Source organism: Streptomyces sp. NPDC050617 (genome assembly GCF_040654795.1).
Taxonomy (GTDB): domain Bacteria; phylum Actinomycetota; class Actinomycetes; order Streptomycetales; family Streptomycetaceae; genus Streptomyces.
Window position 1 is genome coordinate 105,588 of the sequence record NZ_JBFAIS010000001.1, and the last position, 25,381, is coordinate 130,968.

General features: G+C 71.9%; 27 protein-coding genes. 22 read left to right on the top strand and 5 right to left on the bottom strand.

Annotated features, from left to right (window positions below):
* Positions 1-22 precede the first annotated feature (22 nt).
* Positions 23-208 carry a hypothetical protein gene (locus AB0I49_RS00445; protein ID WP_363224969.1) on the bottom strand — a complete coding sequence of 62 codons (186 nt, stop codon included), beginning with the start codon at positions 206-208 and terminating at the stop codon, positions 23-25.
* A 333-nt stretch (positions 209-541) separates the two neighbouring features.
* Between AB0I49_RS00445 and AB0I49_RS00450 the strand changes: the two genes are divergently transcribed.
* The 4 genes from AB0I49_RS00450 (at position 542) to AB0I49_RS00465 (ending at position 4,023) form a co-directional block, all read left to right on the top strand.
* Entirely contained in the window at positions 542-1,195 is a 654-nt protein-coding gene (locus AB0I49_RS00450; RefSeq protein ID WP_363131049.1) for a response regulator transcription factor, read from the top strand.
* 6 nt (positions 1,196-1,201) lie between these two features.
* Positions 1,202-2,443 carry a HAMP domain-containing sensor histidine kinase gene (locus tag AB0I49_RS00455; RefSeq protein ID WP_363224486.1) on the top strand — a complete coding sequence of 414 codons (1,242 nt, stop codon included), beginning with the start codon at positions 1,202-1,204 and terminating at the stop codon, positions 2,441-2,443.
* A gap of 384 nt (positions 2,444-2,827) precedes the next feature.
* Positions 2,828-3,127 (top strand): DUF4193 domain-containing protein, encoded by a 300-nt coding sequence (locus AB0I49_RS00460; RefSeq protein ID WP_030884311.1) that lies wholly within the window; start codon positions 2,828-2,830, stop codon positions 3,125-3,127.
* A 14-nt stretch (positions 3,128-3,141) separates the two neighbouring features.
* Positions 3,142-4,023, top strand: coding sequence for a hypothetical protein (locus AB0I49_RS00465; protein ID WP_363224487.1), 882 nt, complete (start codon positions 3,142-3,144; stop codon positions 4,021-4,023).
* Positions 4,024-4,097: 74 nt separating this feature from the next.
* Here the strand turns inward: AB0I49_RS00465 and AB0I49_RS00470 are convergent, their stop codons facing one another.
* A complete protein-coding gene (locus AB0I49_RS00470) occupies positions 4,098-4,544 on the bottom strand; it encodes a DUF3093 domain-containing protein (RefSeq protein ID WP_363224488.1) in 447 nt (148 codons plus the stop codon).
* A 59-nt stretch (positions 4,545-4,603) separates the two neighbouring features.
* Here AB0I49_RS00470 and AB0I49_RS00475 point away from each other — a divergent pair, with 59 nt between their 5' ends.
* The 10 genes from AB0I49_RS00475 (at position 4,604) to AB0I49_RS00520 (ending at position 15,038) form a co-directional block, all read left to right on the top strand.
* Entirely contained in the window at positions 4,604-5,188 is a 585-nt protein-coding gene (locus tag AB0I49_RS00475) for a PaaI family thioesterase (RefSeq protein WP_363224489.1), read from the top strand.
* Entirely contained in the window at positions 5,185-5,700 is a 516-nt protein-coding gene (dut, locus tag AB0I49_RS00480) for a dUTP diphosphatase (RefSeq protein WP_363224490.1), read from the top strand. Before AB0I49_RS00475 ends, dut begins: the two co-directional genes overlap by 4 nt.
* 1 nt (position 5,701) lies before the next feature.
* Positions 5,702-6,484 (top strand): DUF3710 domain-containing protein, encoded by a 783-nt coding sequence (locus AB0I49_RS00485; RefSeq protein WP_363224491.1) that lies wholly within the window; start codon positions 5,702-5,704, stop codon positions 6,482-6,484.
* A 322-nt stretch (positions 6,485-6,806) separates the two neighbouring features.
* Positions 6,807-6,896 (top strand): K(+)-transporting ATPase subunit F, encoded by a 90-nt coding sequence (gene kdpF, locus AB0I49_RS00490; RefSeq protein ID WP_037965490.1) that lies wholly within the window; start codon positions 6,807-6,809, stop codon positions 6,894-6,896.
* Between the two features lie 8 nt (positions 6,897-6,904).
* Positions 6,905-8,596 (top strand): potassium-transporting ATPase subunit KdpA, encoded by a 1,692-nt coding sequence (kdpA, locus tag AB0I49_RS00495; protein ID WP_363224492.1) that lies wholly within the window; start codon positions 6,905-6,907, stop codon positions 8,594-8,596.
* 29 nt (positions 8,597-8,625) lie between these two features.
* A complete protein-coding gene (gene kdpB, locus AB0I49_RS00500; protein ID WP_363224494.1) occupies positions 8,626-10,752 on the top strand; it encodes a potassium-transporting ATPase subunit KdpB in 2,127 nt (708 codons plus the stop codon).
* 4 nt (positions 10,753-10,756) lie between these two features.
* Positions 10,757-11,404: a potassium-transporting ATPase subunit KdpC gene (gene kdpC / locus AB0I49_RS00505; RefSeq protein WP_363224495.1), complete on the top strand. Its 648-nt coding sequence runs from the start codon at positions 10,757-10,759 to the stop codon at positions 11,402-11,404.
* A gap of 154 nt (positions 11,405-11,558) precedes the next feature.
* Positions 11,559-12,620, top strand: a complete 1,062-nt coding sequence (locus AB0I49_RS00510; protein ID WP_363224496.1) for a pentapeptide repeat-containing protein — start codon at positions 11,559-11,561, stop codon at positions 12,618-12,620.
* 19 nt (positions 12,621-12,639) lie between these two features.
* Complete coding sequence (locus AB0I49_RS00515) at positions 12,640-12,852, top strand: hypothetical protein (protein ID WP_363224498.1); 213 nt, start codon at positions 12,640-12,642, stop codon at positions 12,850-12,852.
* A gap of 209 nt (positions 12,853-13,061) precedes the next feature.
* The gene (locus AB0I49_RS00520; protein ID WP_363224945.1) at positions 13,062-15,038 is read left to right on the top strand and encodes an NAD-binding protein; all 1,977 of its coding nucleotides are present in this window, start codon (positions 13,062-13,064) and stop codon (positions 15,036-15,038) included.
* Between the two features lie 320 nt (positions 15,039-15,358).
* Here the strand turns inward: AB0I49_RS00520 and AB0I49_RS00525 are convergent, their stop codons facing one another.
* Positions 15,359-15,892 (bottom strand): GNAT family N-acetyltransferase, encoded by a 534-nt coding sequence (locus AB0I49_RS00525; protein WP_363224500.1) that lies wholly within the window; start codon positions 15,890-15,892, stop codon positions 15,359-15,361.
* Positions 15,893-16,149: 257 nt separating this feature from the next.
* Between AB0I49_RS00525 and AB0I49_RS00530 the strand changes: the two genes are divergently transcribed.
* From AB0I49_RS00530 to AB0I49_RS00545, 4 genes are read left to right on the top strand one after another with little or no spacing between them, the layout of a single operon-like run.
* A complete protein-coding gene (locus AB0I49_RS00530; protein ID WP_363224501.1) occupies positions 16,150-18,696 on the top strand; it encodes a sensor histidine kinase KdpD in 2,547 nt (848 codons plus the stop codon).
* A gap of 43 nt (positions 18,697-18,739) precedes the next feature.
* On the top strand, positions 18,740-19,423 hold the full coding sequence (locus AB0I49_RS00535; RefSeq protein ID WP_363131037.1) for a response regulator: 684 nt from the start codon (positions 18,740-18,742) through the stop codon (positions 19,421-19,423).
* Positions 19,424-19,464: 41 nt separating this feature from the next.
* Entirely contained in the window at positions 19,465-19,863 is a 399-nt protein-coding gene (locus AB0I49_RS00540; protein WP_363224502.1) for an OB-fold nucleic acid binding domain-containing protein, read from the top strand.
* Positions 19,864-19,866: 3 nt separating this feature from the next.
* On the top strand, positions 19,867-20,667 hold the full coding sequence (locus AB0I49_RS00545; protein WP_363224503.1) for a DUF3159 domain-containing protein: 801 nt from the start codon (positions 19,867-19,869) through the stop codon (positions 20,665-20,667).
* 87 nt (positions 20,668-20,754) lie between these two features.
* Here the strand turns inward: AB0I49_RS00545 and AB0I49_RS00550 are convergent, their stop codons facing one another.
* On the bottom strand, positions 20,755-21,432 hold the full coding sequence (locus AB0I49_RS00550) for a TrkA family potassium uptake protein (RefSeq protein WP_030884277.1): 678 nt from the start codon (positions 21,430-21,432) through the stop codon (positions 20,755-20,757).
* A gap of 85 nt (positions 21,433-21,517) precedes the next feature.
* Positions 21,518-22,186 carry a TrkA family potassium uptake protein gene (locus AB0I49_RS00555; RefSeq protein ID WP_363131035.1) on the bottom strand — a complete coding sequence of 223 codons (669 nt, stop codon included), beginning with the start codon at positions 22,184-22,186 and terminating at the stop codon, positions 21,518-21,520.
* A 291-nt stretch (positions 22,187-22,477) separates the two neighbouring features.
* On the opposite strand from AB0I49_RS00555, the gene AB0I49_RS00560 reads away from it, so the two are divergent.
* From AB0I49_RS00560 to AB0I49_RS00575, 4 genes are read left to right on the top strand one after another with little or no spacing between them, the layout of a single operon-like run.
* A complete protein-coding gene (locus AB0I49_RS00560; protein ID WP_363224505.1) occupies positions 22,478-23,941 on the top strand; it encodes an ATP-binding protein in 1,464 nt (487 codons plus the stop codon).
* Positions 23,938-24,366: a roadblock/LC7 domain-containing protein gene (locus tag AB0I49_RS00565; RefSeq protein WP_363131033.1), complete on the top strand. Its 429-nt coding sequence runs from the start codon at positions 23,938-23,940 to the stop codon at positions 24,364-24,366. Before AB0I49_RS00560 ends, AB0I49_RS00565 begins: the two co-directional genes overlap by 4 nt.
* Positions 24,363-24,731: a DUF742 domain-containing protein gene (locus tag AB0I49_RS00570; protein ID WP_363224506.1), complete on the top strand. Its 369-nt coding sequence runs from the start codon at positions 24,363-24,365 to the stop codon at positions 24,729-24,731. Before AB0I49_RS00565 ends, AB0I49_RS00570 begins: the two co-directional genes overlap by 4 nt.
* The gene (locus tag AB0I49_RS00575; RefSeq protein ID WP_363224507.1) at positions 24,709-25,311 is read left to right on the top strand and encodes an ATP/GTP-binding protein; all 603 of its coding nucleotides are present in this window, start codon (positions 24,709-24,711) and stop codon (positions 25,309-25,311) included. The genes AB0I49_RS00570 and AB0I49_RS00575 overlap by 23 nt, the downstream gene beginning before the upstream one ends.
* Positions 25,312-25,381 lie beyond the last annotated feature (70 nt).

Below are 25,381 nucleotides of genomic sequence, written 5' to 3' on the forward strand. Positions count from 1 at the left end.
CCCCGTTTCGGGGCGGGGGGACTCAGGCGGCGGTGACCTCGACGCCGTGTTCGGCGGCCAGTCGGCGCAGGTCGTCCAGTTCTGCCTGCTCGACCTCGACGAGGAAGTCGTCGCCCGCTTCGCGGGCCTGGTCGAGATCGGTCTGGGTGCTCTCTATACGCTGCAGAATTCCAGCGGTGAACGCGTCCATGATGCGCCCCCTCGGCATGGGTCGATGGCACGGGGGTGTGCCGACGGCGGTTCGATCACGTGCGTGGCCCCTGAGCGGCGACGAGGTGTGGCGCGCCACAGTCAGGGCGTGATCGCGGGTGTGTGCAGTCGTCCTCCCCAACCCCGCGTGAGGGGAAACCTCGGGCGGCCCGTTGAATCTCGTCTTCGTCGAGGAAGAGGCGAGGAAGGGACGAGGGGGAGGCGCGGGAATCCTTGGTCATGATCGGCCGCTCGCCCCCCTTACAGCCGGTTTATCGGGCTTGGGGGCAGGATGGAGTGGCTAACAGCCTGGCAGCCTGCCCAAAAAGGGGCCAAACGGAAGGACAGCGCCGTGCGCGTACTCGTCGTCGAGGACGAGCAGCTGCTCGCCGATGCGGTAGCCACCGGATTGCGCCGGGAGGCCATGGCCGTCGACGTCGTGTACGACGGTGCCGCCGCCCTGGAGCGCATCGCCGTCAACGACTACGACGTCGTGGTCCTCGACCGCGACCTCCCGCTCGTCCACGGGGACGACGTCTGCCGCAAGATCGTCGAGCTGGGCATGCCCACCCGCGTGCTGATGCTGACCGCCTCGGGCGACGTCAGCGACCGCGTGGAGGGGCTGGAGATCGGGGCGGACGACTATCTGCCCAAGCCCTTCGCGTTCAGCGAGCTGACCGCGCGCGTGCGGGCGCTGGGGCGCCGTACGACCGTCGCGCTGCCGCCGGTCCTGGAGCGCGCGGGGATCAAGCTCGACCCGAACCGCCGCGAGGTCTTCCGGGACGGCAAGGAGGTGCAGCTGGCGCCGAAGGAGTTCGCGGTGCTGGAGGTGCTGATGCGCAGCGAGGGGGCCGTGGTCTCGGCAGAGCAGCTGCTGGAGAAGGCGTGGGACGAGAACACCGACCCGTTCACCAACGTCGTACGGGTCACGGTCATGACGCTCCGCCGCAAGCTCGGCGAGCCCGCCGTGATCGTCACCGTGCCCGGCTCCGGATACCGGATCTGACCCCGCATGGCCTCGACCCCCGCCCCGCCGACGGCCCCGCCCAAACCCGCGTGGGACCCGCGCCAGCCCGTCGTGCGCCCGTTCCCGTGGTTCCGCCCGACCATCCGGATACGGCTCACCCTGCTCTACGGCGGGATGTTCCTGATGGCCGGGATCGTGCTGCTCACGATCATCTACCTGCTGGCGGCCCAGGCCCTGCACGTCGGCAACGAGCTGCCGTTCAAGCTGCTGGGCGGCAGCGTGCAGTCCACCAACGACACCTGCCCGGGGATCTCCGGCAACCTCAAGACGGACCAGTTCAACGAGGTCCTCTACAACTGCATGCAGGACCAGCGCCGGCTCGCCCTCAACGGCCTGCTGCGCCGCTCGCTGCTGGCCCTGCTGGGCCTGAGCGTCGTCGCGTTCGCCTTCGGCTACGCGATGGCCGGACGGGTGCTCTCCCCGCTGGGCAAGATGACCCGCACGGCCCGCCGCGTCGCCGGTACGGACCTGAGCCGGCGCATCGAACTGGGCGGCCCGGACGACGAGTTGAAGGAGCTCTCGGACACCTTCGACGAGATGCTCGACCGGCTGGAGCGCTCGTTCACCGCGCAGCAGCGCTTCGTGGCGAACGCCTCCCACGAGCTGCGCACGCCGCTGGCGATCAACCGCACCCTGCTGGAGGTGCACCTCTCCGACCCGGAGGCGTCCCCGGAGCTCCAGCAGCTCGGCAAGACCCTGCTGGCGACCAATGAGCGCAGCGAACAGCTCGTGGAGGGGCTGCTGCTGCTCGCGCGCAGCGACAACGAGCTCGTGGACCGCAAGCCCGTGGACCTCGCCGAGGTGGCCACCCAGGCCGTCGACCAGACCCGCGCGGAGGCGCAGGCCAAGGACGTGGAGCTGACGGGCGACCGGCAGCCCGCCGTCGTCCAGGGCAACGGCGTGCTGCTGGAGCGGATCGCGCTGAACCTGGTGCAGAACGCGGTGCGCTACAACACCCCGGACGGCTGGGTGCGGGTCACGACCGAGAGCCAGCGGGGGCAGGCGGTGCTGGTGGTGGAGAACACCGGGCCGGTCGTCCCGGCGTACGAGGTGGACAACATCTTCGAGCCCTTCAGGCGGCTCCGCACCGAGCGTACGGGCAGCGACAAGGGCGTCGGTCTCGGCCTGTCGATCGTGCGCTCCGTGGCGCGCGCGCACGGCGGCCGGATCACCGCGGAGCCACGGGAAGGCGGTGGGCTCGTGATGCGCGTTGTGCTCCCGGCCTGAGATCCTTCTCTTGAGAGGTTCGCTTTGGGCGGAATTTTCATGGTCCGCCGACGCCGTGATCATGTGTGATCGATCACATGAGCAAACTTCAGGCCATCCACTCTCCGTGATCGGAAAAGCCGCCGGAAGGCCGGGAAAATCCGGGTTTCCAGGGGTCTTGATCACGGGAAGTACTCGTGATGGCGCGTGACAGTGCGACTTTCGGACCGTGTACGGTCCCGATCGCCACCCAACCTGATCACCTCTTCAGGGGTGCGGTTGGGTGTCGATTGAGTAACAGACCTTGATGTGAGGCAAAATCTCCGCCTCAGGTCGGGCACAAGTCCGGCCTCTCACGCGTTACGTGCGCTGAGACACCGCAGACACCCAGAGGGGGAGAGCGACATGGCAACGGATTACGACACCCCACGCAAGACCGACGATGACGTCAACGAGGACAGCATCGAGGAACTGAAGGCCCGGCGGAACGACAAGTCGGCGTCGACCGTCGACGTCGACGAGTTCGACCAGGCCGAGGGCCTTGAACTGCCCGGCGCGGACCTCTCCAACGAGGAGCTGTCCGTCCGGGTGCTGCCCCGGCAGGCCGACGAGTTCACCTGCATGGAGTGCTTCCTCGTGCACCACCGCAGCCAGCTGGCCGCGGAGAAGAACGGCCAGCCGATCTGCCGCGACTGCGCGGCCTGAGGGACGGGTCTGCGATGGCAGGCTCGTCCCCGTTCCGGAAGCGGCGCTCCCGGCAGCCCGAACCGACCCCCGAGCTGACCGAGGACGCCGCCTTGCAGCGCGCCATGGCCCAGGACGACGAGCACGACGAGCGAGGCCGCACGGCCTCGCTCGCGGCCGCCGTAGGCCGTGGCGCGAAGATCGGCGCCAAGCGGGGCGGACAGGGCGCCAAGGCGGGCCTGACCGCCATCGCCGACCGCATCATCGCCAACGCCCCGCGCGTCCCGGTGCGCGACCTGGCCACCCTGCGCGCGCAGTTCCCGGGGCTCGGCCCCGAGCAGCTCGCGGACAAGCTGGTGGCCGGCGCCGCGAACGGCTCCTCCACCATCGGCGCGGGCATCGGCGCCGCGGCCATGCTGCCCGTACCGCCCGCGATGCCCGCCGAGCTGGCCGCCGAGATCGTCGGCGTCGCCGCCGTCGAGTTCAAGCTGATCGCCGAGCTCCACGAGGTCTACGGCGTACGCGCGCCCGGCACCGTCCGGCAGCGCTCGATCGCCTACCTCGGCGCCTGGGCCGACGAGCGCGGCATCGACATCACCGCCCCCACCTCCGTCAACGCCGCGCTGGGCGGACAGCTCAAGCGCGAGCTGCGGCAGCAGATCCTCAAGCGCACCTTCCGCAACCTGCCCAACCTCGCGCCCTTCATGGTCGGCGCGGCCGTCGGCGCGGTGCTGAACCGGCGCGACACCCGGAAGCTCGCCGCGAAGGTCCGCAAGGACCTCCGGACCAAGCAGGTTCCCTGGGACGCGCTCCCGTCGTCCGGCACGGACCCGGAACTCCCGCCGTCCGGCACGGACCCGGAGCCCCCGCCGTCCGGTACAGGCCGCGAGCTGCCGCCGCCCGGGACCGGGGGCTGAGAAACCCCGCCGTCCGGCAGCTCGGAGAAACGGGCCCAGGACGTACGTACGGCCGTCAAGGGCGGGAACCGGACCTAGGACGCCCGTACGGCCGTCAGAGCCGCCGCCAGGCGCTCCGGTGAGCGCGTGGAGAGATAGACATACGGGGTGGGGTCGGCCGGATCCGTGATCTCGACCCGCAGCGCCGTCGGGATATAGCTGCGCAGCAGCATGAACGCCCGCGTATCGGCCTTGTACGAGCGCCAGGCGCGCGCCTCCTCCGCGTCCAGCACCTCGGGCGTCCCCAGCGCCGTCAGCGGGATCTTCGCGTCCCCCGCGACCAGCGAGCCCGCCACCACCCGGATGCGGGGCGAGCCGTACGAGCTCACCACCACGCCCGCCACCACCGCGCCGCCGATCAGACCGCCGAGGATCGGCAGCGTGCCGAACGGCACCATGATCAGTGCCATCGCGACGCCGACGAGGACCGCGATGAACCACCAGGAGCGCGGCGCGGTCAGCCGCTCTTCGTAAGGCTGCATGCGGTCCAGCTTGGCACGGCAGCGCCCGCCCGCCGCGCGCGCGGGTAAGGTCAGCCCCTGTGAGTGGACGAACGACAGCGCTGACGCCGCCGGCCGGCGCCGTGGAGCCGACGCGGCACCCCGACGCGCCCGCGCCCGGCGAGATCATAGGCGCGCACTACGACCGCTGCTTCGGCTGCGGCGACGGGGCGCCGCACGGCCTGCACCTGGTGACGCGGGCGGGCGAGGGGGTGCGGATCACCGCCGAGTTCACCGTCCAGGAGGCCCACCAGGGCGCCCCCGGCCTCGCCCACGGCGGGGTGCTGGCCACCGCGCTCGACGAGACGCTCGGCTCGCTGAACTGGCTGCTGCGGGTGATCGCGGTGACGGGCCGGCTGGAGACCGACTTCGTACGGCCTGTGCCGGTGGACACCGTGCTGCACCTCGACGCCGAGGTCACCGCCGTCGCCGACCGCAAGATCTACTCCACGGCGACCGGCCGGATAGGCGGTCCGGACGGGCCCGTCGCGGTGCGCGCCGAGGCCCTCTTCATCGAGGTGAAGGTGGACCACTTCATCGACAACGGCCGCCCCGCCGAGATCGACGCCGCCCTCGCCGACCCCGACCAGGTGAAGGTCGCGCGAGCTTTCGAGGTGAACCCGTGACCCGTGACCCGCTCGATGTGTTGATCCGCCGGGTGGACCCGGCCGTCCCCGTGCCCGCGTACGGGCATCCCGGCGACGCCGGGTGCGACCTCGTCACCACCGAGGCCGCCGAGCTGGCCCCCGGCGAGCGCGCCGTGCTGCCCACCGGGGTGTCGATCGCGCTGCCCGACGGGTACGCGGCCTTCGTGCACCCCCGCTCGGGCCTGGCGGCCCGCTGCGGAGTCTCCATGGTGAACGCCCCGGGGACCATTGATGCCGGGTACCGTGGAGAGATCAAAGTGATCGTGGTCAATCTGGACCCGCGCGAGAGCGTGCGGTTCGAGCGGCTCGACCGGGTCGCCCAACTGGTCGTCCAGCAGGTCGAGAAGGTGCGCTTCCACGAGGTGGCGGAACTTCCCGGCTCGGCGCGGGCCGAGGGCGGCCTGGGGTCCACCGGCGGCCATGCCGCCGTGGGCGGTGCAACGGGTGGGAATGGATTCGCTTCGGTCGTAGCCGACCGGGAAGGACAGTGACGTGTTCGGTCGTCGCCGCAAGGGCAGCGAGGAGACCGTCGACAGGCTCGACGACGGCGTGACCTCCGAGGAGCTGGCGCAGGACGGGGAGTCCGGTACGGACGCCGCGGGCGCCTCGGCCGAGGGCTCGGCCGGTCTGCCGCCGGGGCCGCGCCCCGACGGCCCCTGGGACATCAGCGAGGTCCGGGACCCCGGCGAGGGCCGGGTCGACCTGGGCGGCATCTTCGTGCCCGGGGTCGAGGGCATGGAGCTGCGGGTGGAGGTCGCGGGCGACGCCATCGTCGCCGCGACCCTGGTGCTGCGCGACAGCGCCGTGCAGCTCCAGGCGTTCGCCGCCCCCAAGCGCGAGGGCATCTGGCGCGAGGTGCGGGACGAGATCGCGGGCGGCATCACCCAGCAGGGCGGTGTCGTGGACGAGGTCGAGGGGCCGCTCGGCTGGGAGCTGCGGGCCCAGGTGCCCGTACAGCTGCCGGACGGCACCAACGGGGTGCAGCTGGTGCGCTTCGTCGGCGTCGACGGGCCGCGCTGGTTCCTGCGCGGCGTGATCTCGGGCCAGGGCGCGGTGCAGCCCGACACCGCGGGGCTGCTGGAGCAGATCTTCCAGGACACGGTCGTGGTGCGCGGCGACTCCCCGATGGCGCCGCGGGACCCGATCGTCCTCAAGCTCCCGGACGACGCCCAGATGATGCCCGACGGCGTCCAGCAGGACGAGGCCGAGGGGTCGCGCTTCGCGGGCGGCGTGGACCGCCTCCAGCGCGGTCCGGAGATCTCCGAAGTGCGCTGACGGGCGGCCGCGTCGGGTGGCTATTGGACCGTCCAGCGGCCGGATTTGAACGTTCCGATGGGCCGGATTCCCTTTTCAGGGGTCCGGCCCATCGGCGTTTTCGCAGGTCTGAGACGTCTGCGTATGAATTACGTCAACGAGGCGCTAATGGCCGTAAGAGAGGCGTCAACGGGTCATTCGGGTGTGCGAAACGGAGGTTTCCTCTAGAGGTCCGTTCATATCCGAACCTCTAGGAGCACACGATGGCCGACGTGGCCTTCGTCGTCACCACGATCGCGGTCTTCGCGCTGGTGGCACTCGTCGCCAAGGGGGTGACGAAGCTGTGACCGCCGAGAACATCGTCGGCCTCGTCGTGGCCGTCGCCCTGCTGGGCTACCTCGTCATAGCCCTCGTTTTCCCGGAGAGGTTCTGAGCGCAGATATGAGCCCCGTCCTCGCCGGAGTCCTCCAGCTGCTCGCGCTGTTCGCGGCACTGGCCCTGGCCTACCGTCCGCTCGGCGACTACATGGCCGCCGTGTACAGCTCCACCAAGCACCTGCGCGTCGAGAAGTGGATATACCGCTGCATCGGCGCCAACCCCGCGGCCGAAATGCGCTGGCCCGCGTATCTGCGCGGCGTCCTCGCCTTCTCCGCCGCCGGCCTGCTCCTCCTCTACCTGCTCCAGCGGGCCCAGGGCGTCCTGCCCAAGGGCCTCTCGCTCGGCTTCCACGCGATCAGCCCGGACCAGGCGTTCAACACCGCGGCGTCCTTCGTCGCCAACACCAACTGGCAGTCGTACTCGGGCGAGCAGGCCATGGGCCACGCCGTCCAGACGCTCGGCCTCGCGGTGCAGAACTTCGTCTCCGCGGCCGTCGGCATCGCGGTGGCCATCGCGCTCGTACGGGGCTTCGCCCGCTCCCGCACCGGGAACCTCGGCAACTTCTGGGCCGACCTGGTGCGCGGCACCGTCCGCATCCTGATCCCCATCGCCATCGTCGGCGCGCTCGTGCTCGTCGCGTGCGGCGCCATCCAGAACTTCGCCGGAATCCATGAGATCGGTCAACTGACCGGCGGCACCCAGCAGGTCAACGGCGGCGCCGTGGCCTCCCAGGAGGTCATCAAGGAGCTCGGCACCAACGGCGGCGGCTACTTCAACGCCAACTCCGCCCACCCCTTCGAGAACCCCAACGGCCTCTCCAACCTCTTCGAGCCGTTCCTGATCCTGGTGATCCCGTTCGCGCTCACCCGGACCTTCGGCAAGCTCGTCGGCAACGTCCGCCAGGGGTACGCGATCCTCGCCACCATGGGGCTGATCTGGATCGGCTTCACGGCGCTGATGATGTGGACCGAGTTCCACCACGGCGGCCCGGCCCTACAGGCCGCGGGCGGCGCGATGGAGGGCAAGGAGCAGCGGTTCGGCGTCGGCGGCTCGTCGATCTTCGCGGTCGCCACGACGCTGACGTCGACCGGCGCGGTGGACTCCTTCCACTCCTCGTACACCGGCTTCGGCGGCGGCCTCACCCTGCTCGGCATGATGCTCGGCGAGATCGCGCCCGGCGGCGTCGGCTCCGGCCTGTACGGCATGCTCGTGATGGCGATCATCGCGGTCTTCATCGCGGGGCTGATGGTCGGCCGTACGCCCGAGTACCTCGGCAAGAAGATCGGCACCCGCGAGATCAAGCTGGCCGCGTGCTACATCCTCATCACGCCGACCCTGGTGCTGGGCTTCACCGCCCTGTCGATGGCGCTCGCCGGACCGCCGGACTCCATCCTGAACACCGCCTCCAACTCGGTGCACGACAGCGGCGCGCACGGCTTCTCCGAGGTGCTGTACGCCTTCACCTCCGGCGCCAACAACAACGGCTCCGCCTTCGCCGGACTCAACGCCAACACGCCCTGGTACAACACCACCATCGGCCTCGCGATGCTGCTCGGCCGCTTCCTGCCGATGGTGTTCGTGCTGGCCCTGGCCGGCTCGCTCGCCGAGCAGCGGCCGGTGCCCGAGACGGCCGGCACCCTGCGCACGCACAAGCCGCTCTTCGCGGGGCTGCTGGTCGGCGTGATCCTGATCATCACCGGTCTCACCTACTTCCCGGCGCTGGCCCTCGGGCCGATGGCGGAGGGGCTGTCATGAGCCGCGTAGACACTTCTGTTGAGGACCCCATGTCCACTGCGACACCCGTACGCACGCCCGAAGGGGGCGAGGCGCAGCACTCGGCGGAGGCGGACCACGGCCGCGTCTCCGGCGGCATCTTCGACCCGAAGGCGCTGCTGAAGTCCTTCCCGGACGCGTGCCGCAAGCTCCACCCGCGGGTGATGATCAAGTCCCCGGTGATGTTCGTGGTCGAGGTGGGCTCGGTGATCACCACCGTCCTCGCCGTCACGGACCCCGGCGACTGGTTCGGCTGGGCGATCACCGCCTGGCTGTGGCTGACCGTCCTGTTCGCCAACCTGGCGGAGGCCGTCGCCGAGGGCCGCGGCAAGGCGCAGGCGGACACCCTGCGCAAGGCCAAGACCGATACGGTCGCCCGGCGGCTGAACGGCTCCGGCGCCGACCGGAGCGAGGAGCGGGTGCCCGGCACCGAGCTGCGCGTCGGCGACCTCGTCGTCTGCGAGGCCGGCGACATCATCCCCGGCGACGGCGACGTCGTCGAGGGCGTCGCGTCCGTCGACGAGTCCGCCATCACGGGCGAGTCGGCGCCGGTCATCCGCGAGTCCGGCGGCGACCGGTCGGCGGTCACCGGCGGCACCAAGGTGCTCTCCGACCGCGTGGTCATCAAGATCACGACGAAGCCGGGGGAGACCTTCATCGACCGCATGATCAACCTGGTCGAGGGCGCCGCCCGGCAGAAGACGCCGAACGAGATCGCGCTCAACATCCTGCTCGCCTCGCTCACCATCGTCTTCCTGCTCGCCGTCGTCACCCTCCAGCCCTTCGCGATCTACGCCAAGGCCGAGCAGACGATGATCGTGCTCGCCGCCCTGCTGGTCTGCCTCATCCCGACCACCATCGGCGCGCTGCTCTCCGCGATCGGCATCGCGGGCATGGACCGGCTGGTGCAGCGCAATGTGCTGGCGATGTCCGGGCGCGCGGTCGAGGCCGCGGGCGACGTCTCCACCCTGCTCCTCGACAAGACCGGGACCATCACCCTCGGCAACCGCCAGGCCGCCGAGTTCGTACCGGTCAAGGGCGTGACGGCGGCCGAGGTAGCCGACGCCGCCCAGCTCTCCTCACTGGCCGACGAGACGCCGGAGGGCCGCTCGATCGTCGTGCTCGCCAAGGAGGAGTACGGGCTCCGGGAGCGCCACGAGGGCGAGCTGGAGCACGCGGAGTGGGTGCCCTTCACGGCGCAGACCCGCATGTCGGGCGTCGACCTCGAAGAGAACGGGGTGGCCCGCAAGGTCCGCAAGGGCGCCTCCGGTTCGATCATCGCGTGGGTCCAGGAGCGCGGCGGCGCCGTCGCCGAGGACGCCCGGCAGCTCACCGAGACGATCTCCGAGGCGGGCGGCACACCGCTGCTGGTCGCCCTGGAGGACGCGGACGGCGCACGCGTGATGGGCGTCATCCACCTCAAGGACGTCGTCAAGGAGGGCATGCGGGAGCGGTTCGACGAACTGCGCCGGATGGGCATCAAGACCGTCATGATCACGGGGGACAACCCGCTGACGGCCAAGGCGATCGCCGAGGAGGCGGGCGTCGACGACTTCCTCGCGGAGGCCACGCCCGAGGACAAGATGGCGCTGATCAAGCGGGAGCAGGCGGGCGGCAAGCTCGTCGCGATGACCGGCGACGGCACCAACGACGCCCCCGCGCTGGCCCAGGCCGACGTCGGCGTGGCCATGAACACCGGCACCTCGGCCGCCAAGGAGGCCGGGAACATGGTGGACCTGGACTCCAACCCCACCAAGCTCATCGAGATCGTCGAGATCGGCAAGCAGCTCCTGATCACCCGCGGCGCGCTGACGACGTTCTCGATCGCCAACGACGTCGCGAAGTACTTCGCGATCATCCCGGCGATGTTCGCGGTGGCCTACCCCGGCCTCGACAAGCTCAACATCATGAGCCTGCACTCGCCGCAGTCCGCGATCCTCTCGGCGGTCGTCTTCAACGCCCTGATCATCGTGGCGCTGGTGCCGCTCGCCCTCAAGGGCGTCCGCTACCGCCCGATGAGCGCCGACTCCATGCTCCGCCGCAACCTCGGCCTGTACGGGCTGGGCGGGCTCGTCGCCCCGTTCATCGGCATCAAGATCATCGACCTGCTCATCTCCCTCATTCCTGGCATCGGGTGACGTCATGAACAACTCCCTGCGCAGCACGGTCCGGCTGCTGGGGGCGGGCCTGCGCGCCATGCTCGTCCTCACCCTGGTCTGCGGCGTGATCTATCCGCTGGTCGTCACCGGCATCGCCCAGACGGCCTTCCACTCCAAGGCGAATGGCTCGGAGGTGAAGGCCGACGGCAAGCCCGCCGGCTCGTCGCTCCTCGGCCAGACCTACACGCTCGACAAGAAGGACAAGGACGGCAACCCGCTGCCGGACCCGAAGTACTTCCAGCCCCGCCCCTCGGCGGCCGGCCTCAACACCGAGAACACCCAGTACCACCTCACCGTCTCCGGCGCCTCCAACCTGGCCGCCGACAGCAAGGTCCTGCTCGCCTCGGTGCAGCAACGCCGCGCGGACGTCGCGAAGTTCAACGACGTCTCCCCGTCCGCCGTCCCCCCGGACGCCCTGACCGCCTCCGCCTCCGGCATCGACCCGGACATCTCCCCGGCCTACGCCAAGCTCCAGACCGAGCGCGTGGCCAAGGCCAACCACCTGCCGGAGGCCAAGGTCGCCCAACTGGTCAAGACCCACACCGACGGCCGCCTCGCGGGCTTCCTCGGCGACCCGCGCGTCAACGTCCTGGAACTCAACATCGACCTCCAGAAGCTCACGAAGAACTGAGGCAGTCAGGGCGGCCACTACGGTCCTGAACGGCGTGCCGTGCCGCATCACTCGTCGCCTTCGGCGCACGAGACTGGTGCGGGCACGGCACGCCGCGCTGTCATGGGCCATGGACACTCGATACGCGGTACGCCGTGCACGGCGGTGGGCGCGGGTGCGGCGCCTGCAACTGCTCGCGGGCGCGGGCGCGGCAGCGTTCATGATCGCCGTGGTGTTGCTGATCTGGCGCGGGCCCTGGTGGGTCGACGGCGAGTACCTTGACGCGAAGGGGCTGCGGTCCGGCTCGGCGGCCCTGGTCACCGGATTCCGCATGGCGGTCGTTCAGATCGCCGCGGTCTTAGGGGCCGGGCTGGCCTTGCTCTTCACCATGTTCAACTACCGCCTCGCCCGCCGGGGACAAGTCACGGACCGGTTCACGACGGCGCTCGAACGTCTCAGTTCCGACGATCTCTATGGGCGAATCGGCGGCGTCCTCGCGCTGGAACAGATCATTCGCGACGCGCCCGAGCAGGGGCTGCACGCGGCTCAGGTCCTCAACGCCTTCGTCCGACAGCGCGCACCTCACCACCAGGGCCGGCCCGTTCCGCGCGGCGCCGGCACGGCAGGGCACCGGGCGGCGCTCCGGCGTTCCCTCTCGACGCCCGGCCCGAGGCTCCCCGCCGAACCGGCCCCCGATGTGCAGCAGGCTCTGACGGCCTTGTTGTACCCCCTGCTGGCGACTTCGCGGCACCAAGTGTCCGGTGCTGTCGTCGACTTGTCCGGGCTGCATCTGGCAGGTGCTTGCCTCACCGGGGAGAACGCGTGGGCGAGACGGGGCTTCCGCTTCACCGGCATGTACCGGGCCGGTCTCGCCTTCTCCGATTTCGCCGGATCGGACCTCTCCCGCGCTGATCTCGCCTATGCCGATTTGCTCGGCGCGGACTTCACGCGGGCCGTCTTGGCCCGAGCGAAACTCACGGGGGCGAACCTGATGCGGGCCCGGCTCGCCCACGCGGATCTCATCAGGGCGGATTTCGCCGGGGCCGACCTCAGGAAGGCTGACTTCACCGGCGCGGTGCTCGCGGGAGCGCAGTTCGCCGGGGCCGACCTTTCCTTTGCCGACTTCACGGGGGTTGACCTGGCGAACGTGAACTTCGGCGACGCGCTGCTGATGGGTGTGCGAGGCGTGAGTGCTCGGCAACTCGAGGCCCTCGACATCGTCGATACAGATTTCTGAACCGCGCGAGGACCCCGCGATGGACCCGGCGTTCGAGGAGAAGACGGCCGGACTGCCGCCCTATCGGGAAGGCGAGTGGGTCGGCCGCGCGCCCAAGGACCATATGCGGACCATCTCCCCGGAATTCGCCGCCGAGTTCGTGGTGTGGGCGACGCGAGCGCCGGAAGTCGGGGCGAGTGAATGCGACTTCTACCACGCGGAGGATTTCCATCTCGCGAGAACGGCGCGCTGACGCCCGTATCCACCCGGTGGGAAGACGCCCGGCCGCGCGGCGTGTTCTCGCCGGATGGATCGTCAGGTATCGGGATCAGTCGGCCGGCCGTTCCCTGACCGCCGTCGATCGGGCGCCGCGCCGCGCGCCCGGCAAGGGGGTCCGCAGGGCACCCTTGACGTGTGTCCCCACTACCTCAGCAGTCCCAACAGCTCGCGGTCGCCACCCGTATGGTCGTCTGCGGCGACGACGGATTGGTGCACCGGCTGGCCGCCGAGCTCTCCGGCGTCTACAGCGAGAGCGTCACCGCGCTGCTGCCGGGAGCCCGTACGGACCGCCGTCAGCCCTCCGTCATGGCGGTCCGGGCGGCGGCGCTGTTCGGGCGGGTGACCGGGGCGGTGGGCGTCAGGGGCCAGGCCGCGTCCGGTGGCGCGCCCGCCCAGCCCGTACGGATCGTCGAGGCCGCCGAACCCGACGACGAGGCGCTCATCGAGGCCGGGGTGCAGCACGCCGAGGCGCTGGCGCTGGTCTATGACGACGACGAGACCAACATCCACGCCGCGCTGCGGGCCCGGCGCCTCAACCCCCGGCTGCGACTGGTCATCCGGCTCTACAACCGGCGGCTCGGCCAGCACCTGGAGCACCTCCTCGACCAGGCCGCCCTGGTCTCCGCCCCCGACCTCGACCCCGAAGCCACCGACGCGTCCACCACCGTCCTGTCCGACGCCGACACCGCCGCCCCCGCGCTGGTCGCCGCGGCCATCGCGGGCAGCAGCAAGGTCATCCCCGCCGGCGGGGCGCTGCTGCGCGCCGCCGAGCGCCCGCCCGCGGCCGAAGGCGGCGGGGGAGCGGCCCGCGAGCGCGCCCTGTGCGCTCTCGCCATCCTCTCGGCCCCGCGCGATGCGGCCGCGGGCGGCGGTTCGGGTACGGACGGCGGCTCGGGCTCGGGCTCGGGCGCGGGCGCCGACGAGCCGCTGCTCCTGCCCGACGACGAGGAGGTCGCGCGGGCGGCCGACCGCGGCACGATGGTGCTGGAGACGGTCACGCACACCGGCCCGACGCTCCCGCCGTCCCGGTTCGCCGCCCGCGCGCTCCCGCTCGGCTCGTTCTTCTCGCGCCGCCTGCGCTGGTCGCTCGCCGGGCTCGCGGCCGCCGTCGGCGCGCTGGCCGTCGCCTCCTGGCTGGTCACCGACGAGGACCCGGCGCACGCCGCCTACCTCTCGCTGCTCGACCTGTTCGCCATCGACGACCCGGCGATCGGCGAACCCCTCGGCCGCCAGATCCTCCAACTCCTCTCCGGACTCACCGGGTTGCTGCTGCTCCCGCTGCTGGTCGCCGCCGCCCTCGAAGGGCTCGGCACCTTCCGCTCCGCGTCCACGCTGCGCCGCCCGCCGCGCGGGCTCTCCGGCCATGTGGTGCTGCTCGGGCTCGGGAAGGTCGGTACGCGCGTACTCGCCCGGCTGCGCGAACTCGACATGCCCGTGGTGTGCGTCGAACAGGACCCGCAGGCGCGCGGCATCGCCCTCGCCCGGAGCCTGCGGGTGCCGACCGTGATCGGCGACGTCACGGAGGAAGGCGTCCTGGACGCCGCGAAGATCCGTACCAGCCTCGCCATACTGGCCCTGACCAGCAGCGACACCACCAATCTGGAGGCCGTGCTCTCCGCCCGCGCCTCCAAGCCCGGCGTACGGGCGGTGATGCGGCTGTACGAGGACCGGTTCGCCGCCGCCGTCTACCGCACCCTGCGCGACTCGCACCCGCAGGCGCTGACGCGCAGCCGCAGCGTCTCCTCGCTCGCCGCGCCGGCCTTCGCCGGGGCGATGATGGGCCGCCGGATGCTCGGCGCCATCCCCGTCGAACGCAAGGTGCTCCTCTTCGTCGCCCTGGACGTCAAAAGCCACCCGGAACTGGCCGGGCTCAGCGTCGCCCAGGCGTTCCGGCCCGGCTCCTGGCGGGTCCTCGCCCTGGACACCACCGCCCCCGGCGACCGCCGCCCCGACCTCGCGGAACCCGCGCCCCCGCGGGGCGGCGAGCGCCGCTCCGGCCTCGACTGGAACCTCCCCGCCGACTACGTGCTGACCTCCGACGACCGCGTCGTCCTGGCCGCCACCCGCCAGGGCCTCGCGGACCTGCTGGGTCGCCGCGACCGCACCGCCCCGCCGCCGTCTGCTCCGGACGGCCGCACCGCCGACGCGGGACGGGGCTGACGCCGGTCCGGCCGAGGGCCGGGGGAGCGCCGCCGACCCCGGCCCATGCCCGCACCGCCCCCGCTGCCGGCCGCGCCCGTGACGGGGGCCCGTACCGTCGGCGCCGAGCCCGGTCGTAGGCCGGGGCGCGGGCTGGACACCGCTTTGCCTCCGGCCCGTGCCCGTCGGCCGCGGGGGCGGACCGTACCGCCGGCGCCCGGCCCGGCCGCAGGCCAGGTGAGCGCCGCCGACCCCGGCCCATGCCCGTACCGCCGGCGCCGGACGGGCGAGCCCCCGCCCGGCCTCAGCCGCAGGGGAGCCCTGGGACGACTCCGCCCCCGCTACCAGGCGTCCCCCGACCGCCAGTCGCACGCCAGGTCCCCGTCCAGCGACAGCTCCGTGGTCACGGGCAGGACGAAGACGCCGCCCTCCTCGTCCGGCAGCCGCTCGATGCCCGTCGGGGCGAGTACCGACGTGGTGCCGGGCCAGAGCTGCCAGCCGCGCGCCGAGTAGAAGCCGACCGCCTCGTCGGAGGCCGAGAGGGCCCCCAGTTCGTAGCCGCCGCGCAGCAGCCGTTCCGCCTCGTCCATCACCGCGGAGCCGTGGCCCCGGCCGCGCCGGTCCGCCCGTACGCCTACGCCCTCCACGTAGCCCGCGCGCACGGCCCGGCCCGCGTGCAGGAACTGCCGGCGGACCACCGCCCCGTGTCCGATCAGCTCCCCGTCCTCCCACAGCAGCACATGCATCCCGCCGAGTGTGTGGTCCCAGTCCTCGTCCGCCATGTCCCCGTCGAAGGCGTCGTCGAGAAGGGCCCGTACGGCGTTCAGCGTCGCCTGGTCCAGATCCGCCGTATGTGCGGTACGTACGTCAGCCATACGGGGCATCCTGGCAGCGCCGGACGGCGGAGGCAGCCGAATTACCGGCGGCGGGACGTGCGACGGGACCCCGGCAGGGGCGCCGCCTCAGCCGAGGCCGTACCCCTGCCGCGCCCCCGCGGCCCCGGCGTCAGAGCTGCGTCAATACCCGGCCGGACACCGTCCCCCAGGCCATTTGTCCGAATCCTTGGCCGTAAGGTCGACAGTGCGTGGAGATAAACAGGGCGCAGAGTCGGCCCGGGACAGAAGATGGGGCCATGGGACGCGGCAAGCTTCGGATCTATCTGGGGGCGGCACCGGGGGTCGGGAAGACGTACTCGATGCTGTCGGAGGCACACCGCCGCGTGGAGCGCGGCACCGACGTCGTCGTCGGGTTCGTGGAGTGCCATGACCGTCCGCGCACCGAGGTCATGCTGCACGGCCTGGAGGAAGTGCCCCGCCGCGAGCTCGAATACCGGGGGACCGTCTTCCCCGAGATGGACGTCGACGCGGTCATCGCCCGCCGCCCCGCCGTCGCCCTCGTCGACGAGCTCGCGCACACCAACGTCCCCGGCTCCCGCAACACCAAGCGCTGGCAGGACGTGGAGGAGCTGCTCCAGGCCGGCATCGACGTCGTCTCCGCCGTCAACATCCAGCACCTCGAATCGCTCGGCGACGTCGTCGAGTCCATCACGGGCGTGCGCCAGCGCGAGGCCGTGCCGGACGAGGTCGTGCGCCGCGCCGACCAGATCGAGCTGGTCGACATGTCGCCGCAGGCGCTGCGCCGCCGCATGGCGCACGGGAACATATACAAGTCCGCCAAGGTCGACGCCGCCCTCTCCAACTACTTCCGGCCCGGCAACCTCACCGCGCTGCGCGAACTGGCCCTGCTGTGGACCGCCGACCGCGTGGACGAGTACCTGCGCCAGTACCGCACCGAGCACAGCGTCTCCACCATCTGGCAGGCCCGCGAGCGCATCGTCATCGGACTCACCGGCGGCCCCGAGGGCCGCACCCTCATCCGCCGCGCCTCCCGGATGGCCGCCAAGGGCTCCGGCAGCGAGATCCTCGCCGTCTACATCGCCCGCAGCGACGGGCTGACGTCCGCCTCGCCCAAGGAGCTGGCCGTCCAGCGGACCCTGGTCGAGGACCTCGGCGGCACGTTCCACCACGTCATCGGCGACGACATACCCAGCTCGCTCCTGGAATTCGCGCGCGGCGTCAACGCCACCCAGATCGTGCTCGGCTCCAGCCGCCGCAAGAACTGGCAGTACATCTTCGGACCCGGCGTCGGCCAGACCGTCGCCCGCGACTCCGGCCCCGACCTCGACGTGCACATCGTCACCCACGAGGAGGTCGCCAAGGGCCGCGGCCTGCCGGTGGCGCGCGGCGCCCGGCTCGGCCGCCCCCGCATCATCGCGGGCTGGTGCGCCGGCGTCATCGCCCCGATCCTGCTCTCGCTCTTCCTCACCCAGCTGGAGGACGACGGGCCGGGCCTCGCCAACGACGTGCTGCTCTTCCTCTTCCTGACCGTCGTCGCCGCGCTCCTCGGCGGGCTGCTGCCCTCCCTCGCCTCCGCGGCCGTCGGCTCGCTGCTGCTGAACTTCTACTTCACCCCGCCCACGCACAACCTCACCGTCCAGGACCCGCAGAACATCGTCGCCATCGTGATCTTCTTCGCGGTGGCCGTGTCGGTGGCCTCCGTCGTGGACCTCGCGGCCCGCCGTACGCACCAGGCCGCCCGGCTGCGCGCCGAGTCCGAGATCCTCTCCTTCCTCGCGGGCAGCGTGCTGCGCGGCGAGACCAGCCTGGACGCCCTGCTGGAGCGGGTCCGCGAGACCTTCGCGATGGAGTCCGTGGCGCTGCTGGAGCGGGCCGGCGACGTCGAGCCCTGGACCTGCGCGGGCAGCGTCGGCGCCCGGACGCTGACCCGCCCCGAGGAGGCCGACGTCGACATGCCCGTCGGCGACCACATGGCGCTCGCCCTCTCCGGCCGGGTGCTGCCCGCCGAGGACCGCCGGGTGCTCGCCGCCTTCGCCGCCCAGGCCGCCGTCGTACTCGACCGGCAGCGCCTGGTCGGCGAGGCCGAGCGGGCCCAGGCGCTCGCCGAGGGCAACCGCATCCGCACCGCCCTGCTCGCCGCCGTCAGCCACGACCTGCGCACCCCGCTGGCCGGCATCAAGGCCGCCGTCACCTCGCTCCGCTCCGACGACGTGGCCTGGTCCGAGGAGGACGAGGCGGAACTGCTCGCGGGCATCGAGGACGGCGCCGACCGCCTCGACCACCTGGTCGGCAACCTCCTGGACATGTCCCGGCTGCAGACCGGCACCGTCACCCCGCTGATCCGCGAGATCGACCTCGACGAGGTGGTCCCGATGGCGCTCGGCGGCGTGCCGGAGGGCAGCGTCACCCTCGACATCCCCGAGACGCTGCCGATGGTCGCCGTCGACCCCGGCCTGCTGGAGCGCGGCGTCGCCAACCTCGTCGAGAACGCCGTCAAGTACAGCCCCGACGACGCGCCCGTCCTGGTGTCCGCCAGCGCGCTCGGCGAACGCGTCGAGGTGCGCGTCGCCGACCGCGGCCCCGGCGTCCCCGACAGCGCCAAGGACCGCATCTTCGAGCCGTTCCAGCGCTATGGTGACGCACCCCGCGGCGCGGGCGTCGGCCTCGGCCTCGCGGTCGCCCGCGGCTTCGCCGAGGCCATGGGCGGCACCCTCACCGCCGAGGACACCCCCGGCGGCGGAATGACCATGGTGCTCACCCTGCGGGCCGCGCCCGGCCGCCCGCCCGTACGCCCGGACCTCCCGGCCCAGGCCATCTCATGAACCCCCTCACCGACAGGACAACCCCAGAAAGGCGGGCCACCGAATGAACCGGGTGCTCGTGGTGGATGACGAGCCGCAGATCGTCCGCGCCCTCGTGATCAATCTGAAGGCACGGAAGTACGACGTGGACGCGGCCCCCGACGGCGCGACCGCCCTCCAGCTCGCCGCCGCCCGCCACCCCGACGTGATCATCCTCGATCTCGGCCTGCCCGACATGGACGGCGTCGAGGTCATCCGGGGCCTGCGCGGCTGGACCCGCGTCCCCATCCTGGTCCTCTCCGCCCGCCAGACCTCGGACGAGAAGGTCGAGGCGCTCGACGCCGGCGCCGACGACTACGTCACCAAGCCCTTCGGCATGGACGAACTCCTCGCCCGGCTGCGCGCCGCCGTGCGCCGCGCGGAGCCCGCCGGCACCCCCGACGACGCCGTCGTCGTGGAGACCGACGGCTTCACCGTCGACCTCGCCGCCAAGAAGGTCAACCGCGGCGGCCGGGATGTCCGGCTGACGCCCACCGAGTGGCACCTGCTGGAGGTGCTGGTCCGCAACACCGGCCGTCTGGTCAGCCAGAAGCAGCTCCTCCAGGAGGTCTGGGGCCCCTCCTACGGCACCGAGACCAACTATCTGCGGGTCTACATGGCGCAGCTGCGCCGCAAGCTGGAGGCCGATCCGTCGCACCCCAAGCACTTCGTCACCGAGCCCGGCATGGGATACCGCTTCGAGCAGTGACGCGGGGCGTTCACCGGGCCCGCCCCCGGTACGCTGGCTGCATGAGTGCCGTACCCCGAACCGACAAGCCGACCGGCCGCTTCCGCCGGATGCTCGACCGGCTGTCCACCTCACAGGAGGAGCTGCACTCCGCCGAGCTGCAGCAGGACACCCAGTCCGCCGGCTGCACCCGGATCTGCGACTGCGACGACCGCCAGATAGTCAAGGTCACGGGCACTCTCCGGACCGTCACGCTGCGGCCCCGGGCGGGCGTGCCCGCGCTGGAGGCCGAGCTGTTCGACGGGTCCGCCGCGCTCGACGTGGTGTGGCTCGGCCGCCGTTCCATCGTCGGGATCGAACCCGGCCGCAAGCTGATCGCCTCCGGCCGCATCTCCATGAGCCACGGACGCCGGGTGCTCTTCAATCCCAAATACGAACTCCGACCGCTCGGACAGGAGTAGCCGGTGCCGTCTACCGACAAGCCGACCACCACCGATGAGGACCCCGTCGCGCACGATCCGGCGGCGTCCGGCAAGGCGGCGGCCGACACCGCGCTGCTGGAGGCGTTCGGCGGCGTGTGGGGCATGGTGGACACCACCGTGCCCGGACTGGTCTTCGTGCTGATCTACACGATCAACCGCGACATCCACTCCGCCGCCATCGCCTCCCTCGCGCTCACCGCGGTCCTCGCCGTGGCCCGCCTGGTGCGCCGCCAGACCCTCAAGCACGCGCTCAGCGGCGTCTTCGGGGTCGCCTTCGGCGCGATCTTCGCGATGATGTCCGGCGACGCCAAGAACTTCTACCTGCCGGGCATGCTCTACACGCTGGGCCTGGCCGTCGCGTACATCGTCTCGGCGCTGGCCCGGTTCCCGCTGATCGGCGTGCTGCTCGGCCCGATGCTCAAGGAGAACCTCTCCTGGCGCACCCGCAATCCGGGCCGCTTCCGCGCGTACACGAAGTCCACCTGGGCGTGGGGCGTCATCCTGCTGGCCAAGTCGGCGGTGCTCTTCCCGCTGTACTGGTGGGGCGACGCCACGCAGCTGGGCTGGGTCAAGGTGGCGCTGGGCATCCCGCCGTTCCTGCTCTGCGTCTATCTGACGTGGATCTTCCTGGCCAAGGCGCCGCCGCCGATCGACGTGATCGCGGAGATGGAATCCGCAGAAAACGCAGAGAAGGCGGCGGCCGGCGACGGCGCCGCGCGCGACGCCGTCGTGACGACCGGGGCCGAGCCCCAGCCGCGCGGCCAGGCGCGCCACCGCCGCTGAGGCCCGTACGCCCCGTCTACGACCCGTGCCCCCGGAAACCATGTGGTTTCCGGGGGCACGGGCTTTGATACGGGCAAGGCCTGGCCGTCAGGCCGAGGCGTCCTCCCTGCGGACCGACAGCAGGTCCTCCAGCTGCTCCTCGCGCGCGGGCGCGGCCACGAAGAGCAGCTCGTCGCCGGCCTCCAGCGCGTCCTCCTGGCTCGGCGTGAGCACCCGGTTGCCGCGGATGATCGTGACGAGCGAGGTGTCCTCCGGCCAGTCCACGTCGCCGACGCGGGTGCCGGCCAGCGCCGCCTCGGGCGGCAGCGTCAGCTCGACGAGGTTGGCGTCGCCCTGGCTGAAGCGCATCAGCCGCACCAGATCGCCGACGCTCACGGCCTCCTCGACCAGCGCGGACATCAGCCGCGGCGTGGAGACCGCGACGTCGACGCCCCAGGACTCGTTGAACAGCCACTCGTTCTTCGGGTTGTTCACGCGCGCCACGACCCGCGGCACGCCGTACTCCGTCTTGGCGAGCAGCGAGACGACCAGGTTCACCTTGTCGTCGCCGGTCGCCGCGATCACCACGTTGCAGCGCTGCAGCGCCGCCTCGTCCAGCGAGGTGATCTCGCAGGCGTCGGCCAGCAGCCACTCCGCCTGCGGCACCCGCTCCACCGAGATGGCGGTGGGCGTCTTGTCGATGAGCAGCACCTCGTGCCCGTTCTCCAGCAGCTCGCCCGCGATGGAGCGGCCCACCGCTCCGGCTCCGGCGATAGCGACCCTCACAGCACCTCTCCGTTCGCTTGTGGGCGCGTCCGGCGCGGGCGCGCGCCGGCGGCCTGCGGCCCGGCGGCCGCGTCGTGCACGCCGCTCACCGCTGGCCCTCCTCGGGCCCGTCCGAGAACGCCGCCTCGACCTGTCCGACCTCGTCGGTGCGCATCATCACGTGCACCAGGTCGCCCTCCTGGAGGACCGTCTGCGAGGTCGGCAGGATCGCCTCGCCCAGCCGGGTGATGAACGCGACGCGCACCCCGGTCTCCTCCTGGAGCCTGCTGACCTTGTGGCCCACCCACGCGTCGGAGGTGGGCACCTCCGCGAGCTGCACGCCGCCGCTGGGGTCCCGCCACAGCGGCTCCGCGCCGGACGGCAGCAGCCGGCGCAGCATCTGGTCGGCGGTCCACCGCACGGTGGCCACGGTCGGGATGCCCAGGCGCTGGTAGACCTCGGCGCGGCGCGGGTCGTAGATGCGGGCCGCGACATTCTCGACGGAGAACATCTCGCGCGCCACCCGGGCCGCGATGATGTTGGAGTTGTCGCCGCTGGAGACCGCGGCGAAGGCCCCGGCCTCCTCGATGCCCGCCTCGCGCAGCGTGTCCTGGTCGAAGCCGATGCCGGTCACCCGGCGCCCGCCGAAGCCCGCGCCGAGCCGCCGGAACGCCGTCGGGTCCTGGTCGACCACCGCGACGGTGTGCCCCTGCTGTTCGAGGGTCTGCGCGAGGGCGGACCCCACCCGGCCGCAGCCCATGATGACGATGTGCATACGCCCTTACCTCGCACCTTCCCTGAGTGCTGTGATGTGGGCAGCCATCGTTCATCATCCTTCCGAGCCCCTGCCGGGGCCACCACGGGGGCAGTGCCGGTCGGCCGTGCCGTTTCGGCGACCACGCTACCTGGGATCGCGGCCACTGCCTCCATTCAGTCGTAGTGACGAGACTCGGACACACGGTCACGGGGGTGGTTAGGATGATCACCGCGTTCCGCTCGACGGCGGGCGCCGGGACGCCGACCCGTCTCCCCACACGCCCATGTCCCCTTCGTTCCTGAGGAATTGATGTCTGATCACATACCGGCGGCGGTGATCTGGTGCCTGGCGGCGGCTCTGGCGGTGACCCTGGTCCTGCTGGTGCGGCAGCGGCAGATCACCGCGGGCGCCCGTAAGCGCGCCGCCGCCCTGGAGAGCAGCCTGCGGGCGCGGGACGAGGAGATGCACCACCTGGCCACGGTCCGGCTCCCCGCGATCGAGGACTCCGCGAACCAGCCGGCGCCCCCGCCCGGCCTGCTCGACCAGCGGCTCACCGGCACCGCGTACGCGCACAGCCTGCAGACCGTGATGGACCTCTTCCACCGGGCCGGGGACAAGGCCAAGGCGCGCGCCGAGCAGTCGGCCAAGGCGGCCCTGAAGGCGTCGATGCGCGCCCTCCAGGGGCTCGCCCACGAGCAGCAGCTGTCCATCTCCGACATGCAGGACCGGCACGACAACCCCGACGTGCTGCGCGACCTGCTGGAGATCGACCACGCCAACTCGCAGTTCGGCCGCCGCGCCCAGGCCATCGCCGTGCTCTGCGGCTCCTGGCCGGGCCGCCAGCGCGCCGCCTCCGCCATGACCGACGTGGTGCGCGGCGCGAAGTCCCGCATCCGCGACTACCGCCGCGTCCAGGTCCACAGCCAGGCCGACATCGCCGTCGTCAGCCGGGCCGTGGAGCCCGTGGTGCTGGCCGTCGCCGAGCTGCTCGACAACGCGGCCCGCCACTCGCAGCCCAACACCACCGTCGAGGTCAGCCTCCAGCCGGTGCACAACGGCGCCTGCGTGGTCATCGACGACGCCGGCGTCGGCATGGACGGCCACGAGGTGCAGCAGGCCACGGCCCTGCTCAGCGGCGAGCGCGTCGCGGACGTCTCCCGGCTCGGCGACCCGCCGCAGTTCGGTTTCGCCGTCATCGGGGTGCTCGCCGCCCGCTACGGCTTCAGCGTCTCCGTCGATACCCGCTCGCCCTACGGCGGCGTACGGGCGGTGGTCTTCCTGCCCAGCGCCCTGCTCACCCACCTGGACGCGGACGCGCCGGGCGCCGCCCAGCCGGCCCCGCAGGCCGCACCGGCCCCGCACCCCCCGCAGCAGCGCCCGCCCCGGCGCGTACCGGCCCCGGCGCCCACGGCCGACGAGCTCCCCGACCCGTACGAGGCCCCGCGCCCGTACGAGGCCCCGGCCCCGCCCCAGGCCCCCTACGCGTCCCACTCGGGGCAGCCCGGCGCGGTCCACGGGTCCACCGCGGGCGGCCTGCCCAAGCGGCGCCGCAGACAGGCCGCGCCCCAGCCGACGGACGGGCCCGGCGCCGGATACGGCCACGACGCCGGATACGGAGCCGACGCCGGATACGGCGCGGCGCCCGCCGCCGGCCCCCCGCAGGAACGCACCGCGGAGGAGACCGCCCGCCGCATGGGCGCGTTCGCCCGCGGCACGAGGTCCGGCCGCAGCGCCGCCGACGCCACCGAAGACGAAGGGAACCCCCACGCGTGAACGACCACATGAACAACGAGCTGGGCTGGATGCTCGACGAGGTCGTGAAGATGCCCGAAGCGCGGCACGCGATCCTGCTCTCCGCCGACGGCATGCTCCGCGCCCACTCCCAGGGCATCGGCCGCGACGAGGCCGAGCGGCAGGCCGCCGGTCTCTCCGGACTCCAGTCGATCAGCCGCTCCACCGGCGAGTTCTGCTCGCACGAGGAGAGCCCCTGGCGGCAGACGCTCGTCGAGTTCGCGCACGGCTACGTCTTCCTGATCGCCGCGGGCCCCGGCGCGTACCTCGCGGTCTCCGCCACCGACGAGGTCGACATGGAGGCCGTCACCTACCGCATGCAGAAGCTCGTCGACCGGCTCGGCAAGGAGCTCACCAGTCCGCCGCGGCAGGACGCCCCCTGGCTGGGTACCGGCAGCCCGGCATGACCCCGCCCCGGCGCGACCCAGGACGCGACAAGGGACTCGTGCGGCCGTACGTCGTCACCGACGGCCGCGCCTACCCGACCCGCAACACCTTCGACCTCGTCACGCTGGTCATGGCGCACGGCGACCGGCCGCTCGGCGGCCTCAGCCCCGAGAAGCGCAGGCTCATGGACCTCTGCCTCGGCGGCGCCCTGTCGGTCGCCGAGGTCTCCGGCCACCTGATGCTGCCCGTCAGCGTCGTCAAGGTGCTGCTCGGCGACCTCGTGGACAGCGGGCATATCACCACCAGGTCCCCCATCCCCTCGGCCCAGCTGCCCGAGGCCCAGCTCCTTCAGGAGGTGCTCGATGGACTCCGCGCTCGCCTCTGACGGAGACCTCTATCTGCGGCAGAGCGTCCGTACCGCGGCGAAGCTCCTGGTCGTGGGGCATTTCGCGGTCGGCAAGACCACGTTCGTCGGCGCGCTCTCCGAGATCCGGCCGCTGCGCACCGAGGAGACGATGACCCAGGCCGGGGCGCACATCGACGACCTCGCCGGCACCGAGTCCAAGACCACCACCACGGTCGCCATGGACTTCGGCCGCCTCACGCTCAGCGACAGCCTCGTCCTCTACCTGTTCGGCGCGCCCGGACAGAAGCGCTTCACCCGGCTCTGGCAGGACATGACCCGCGGCGCCCTCGGCGCGCTCGTACTCGCCGACACCCGCCGCCTGGAGCAGTCCTTCGACGTCATGGGACTGCTGGAGGAGCACGGCCTGCCCTACGCCGTGGCCGTGAACCACTTCGACGGCGCGCCCGTCCATCCGGAGGAGGAGATCCGCGAGGCCCTCGACCTGCTCCCCGAGACGCCCCTGATCACCTGCGACGCGCGGGACCGGGTCTCCTCCACCCGCGCGCTCATATCGCTCGTCGAGTACCTGCAGACCCGTACCGCCCAGGAGTACGCGTGACCTACCGACCCGACACCGGCGCCCCGCCGCCGGGCTGCCCCGCCCACGCCGGCGGCGGCCCGCTCCCGGG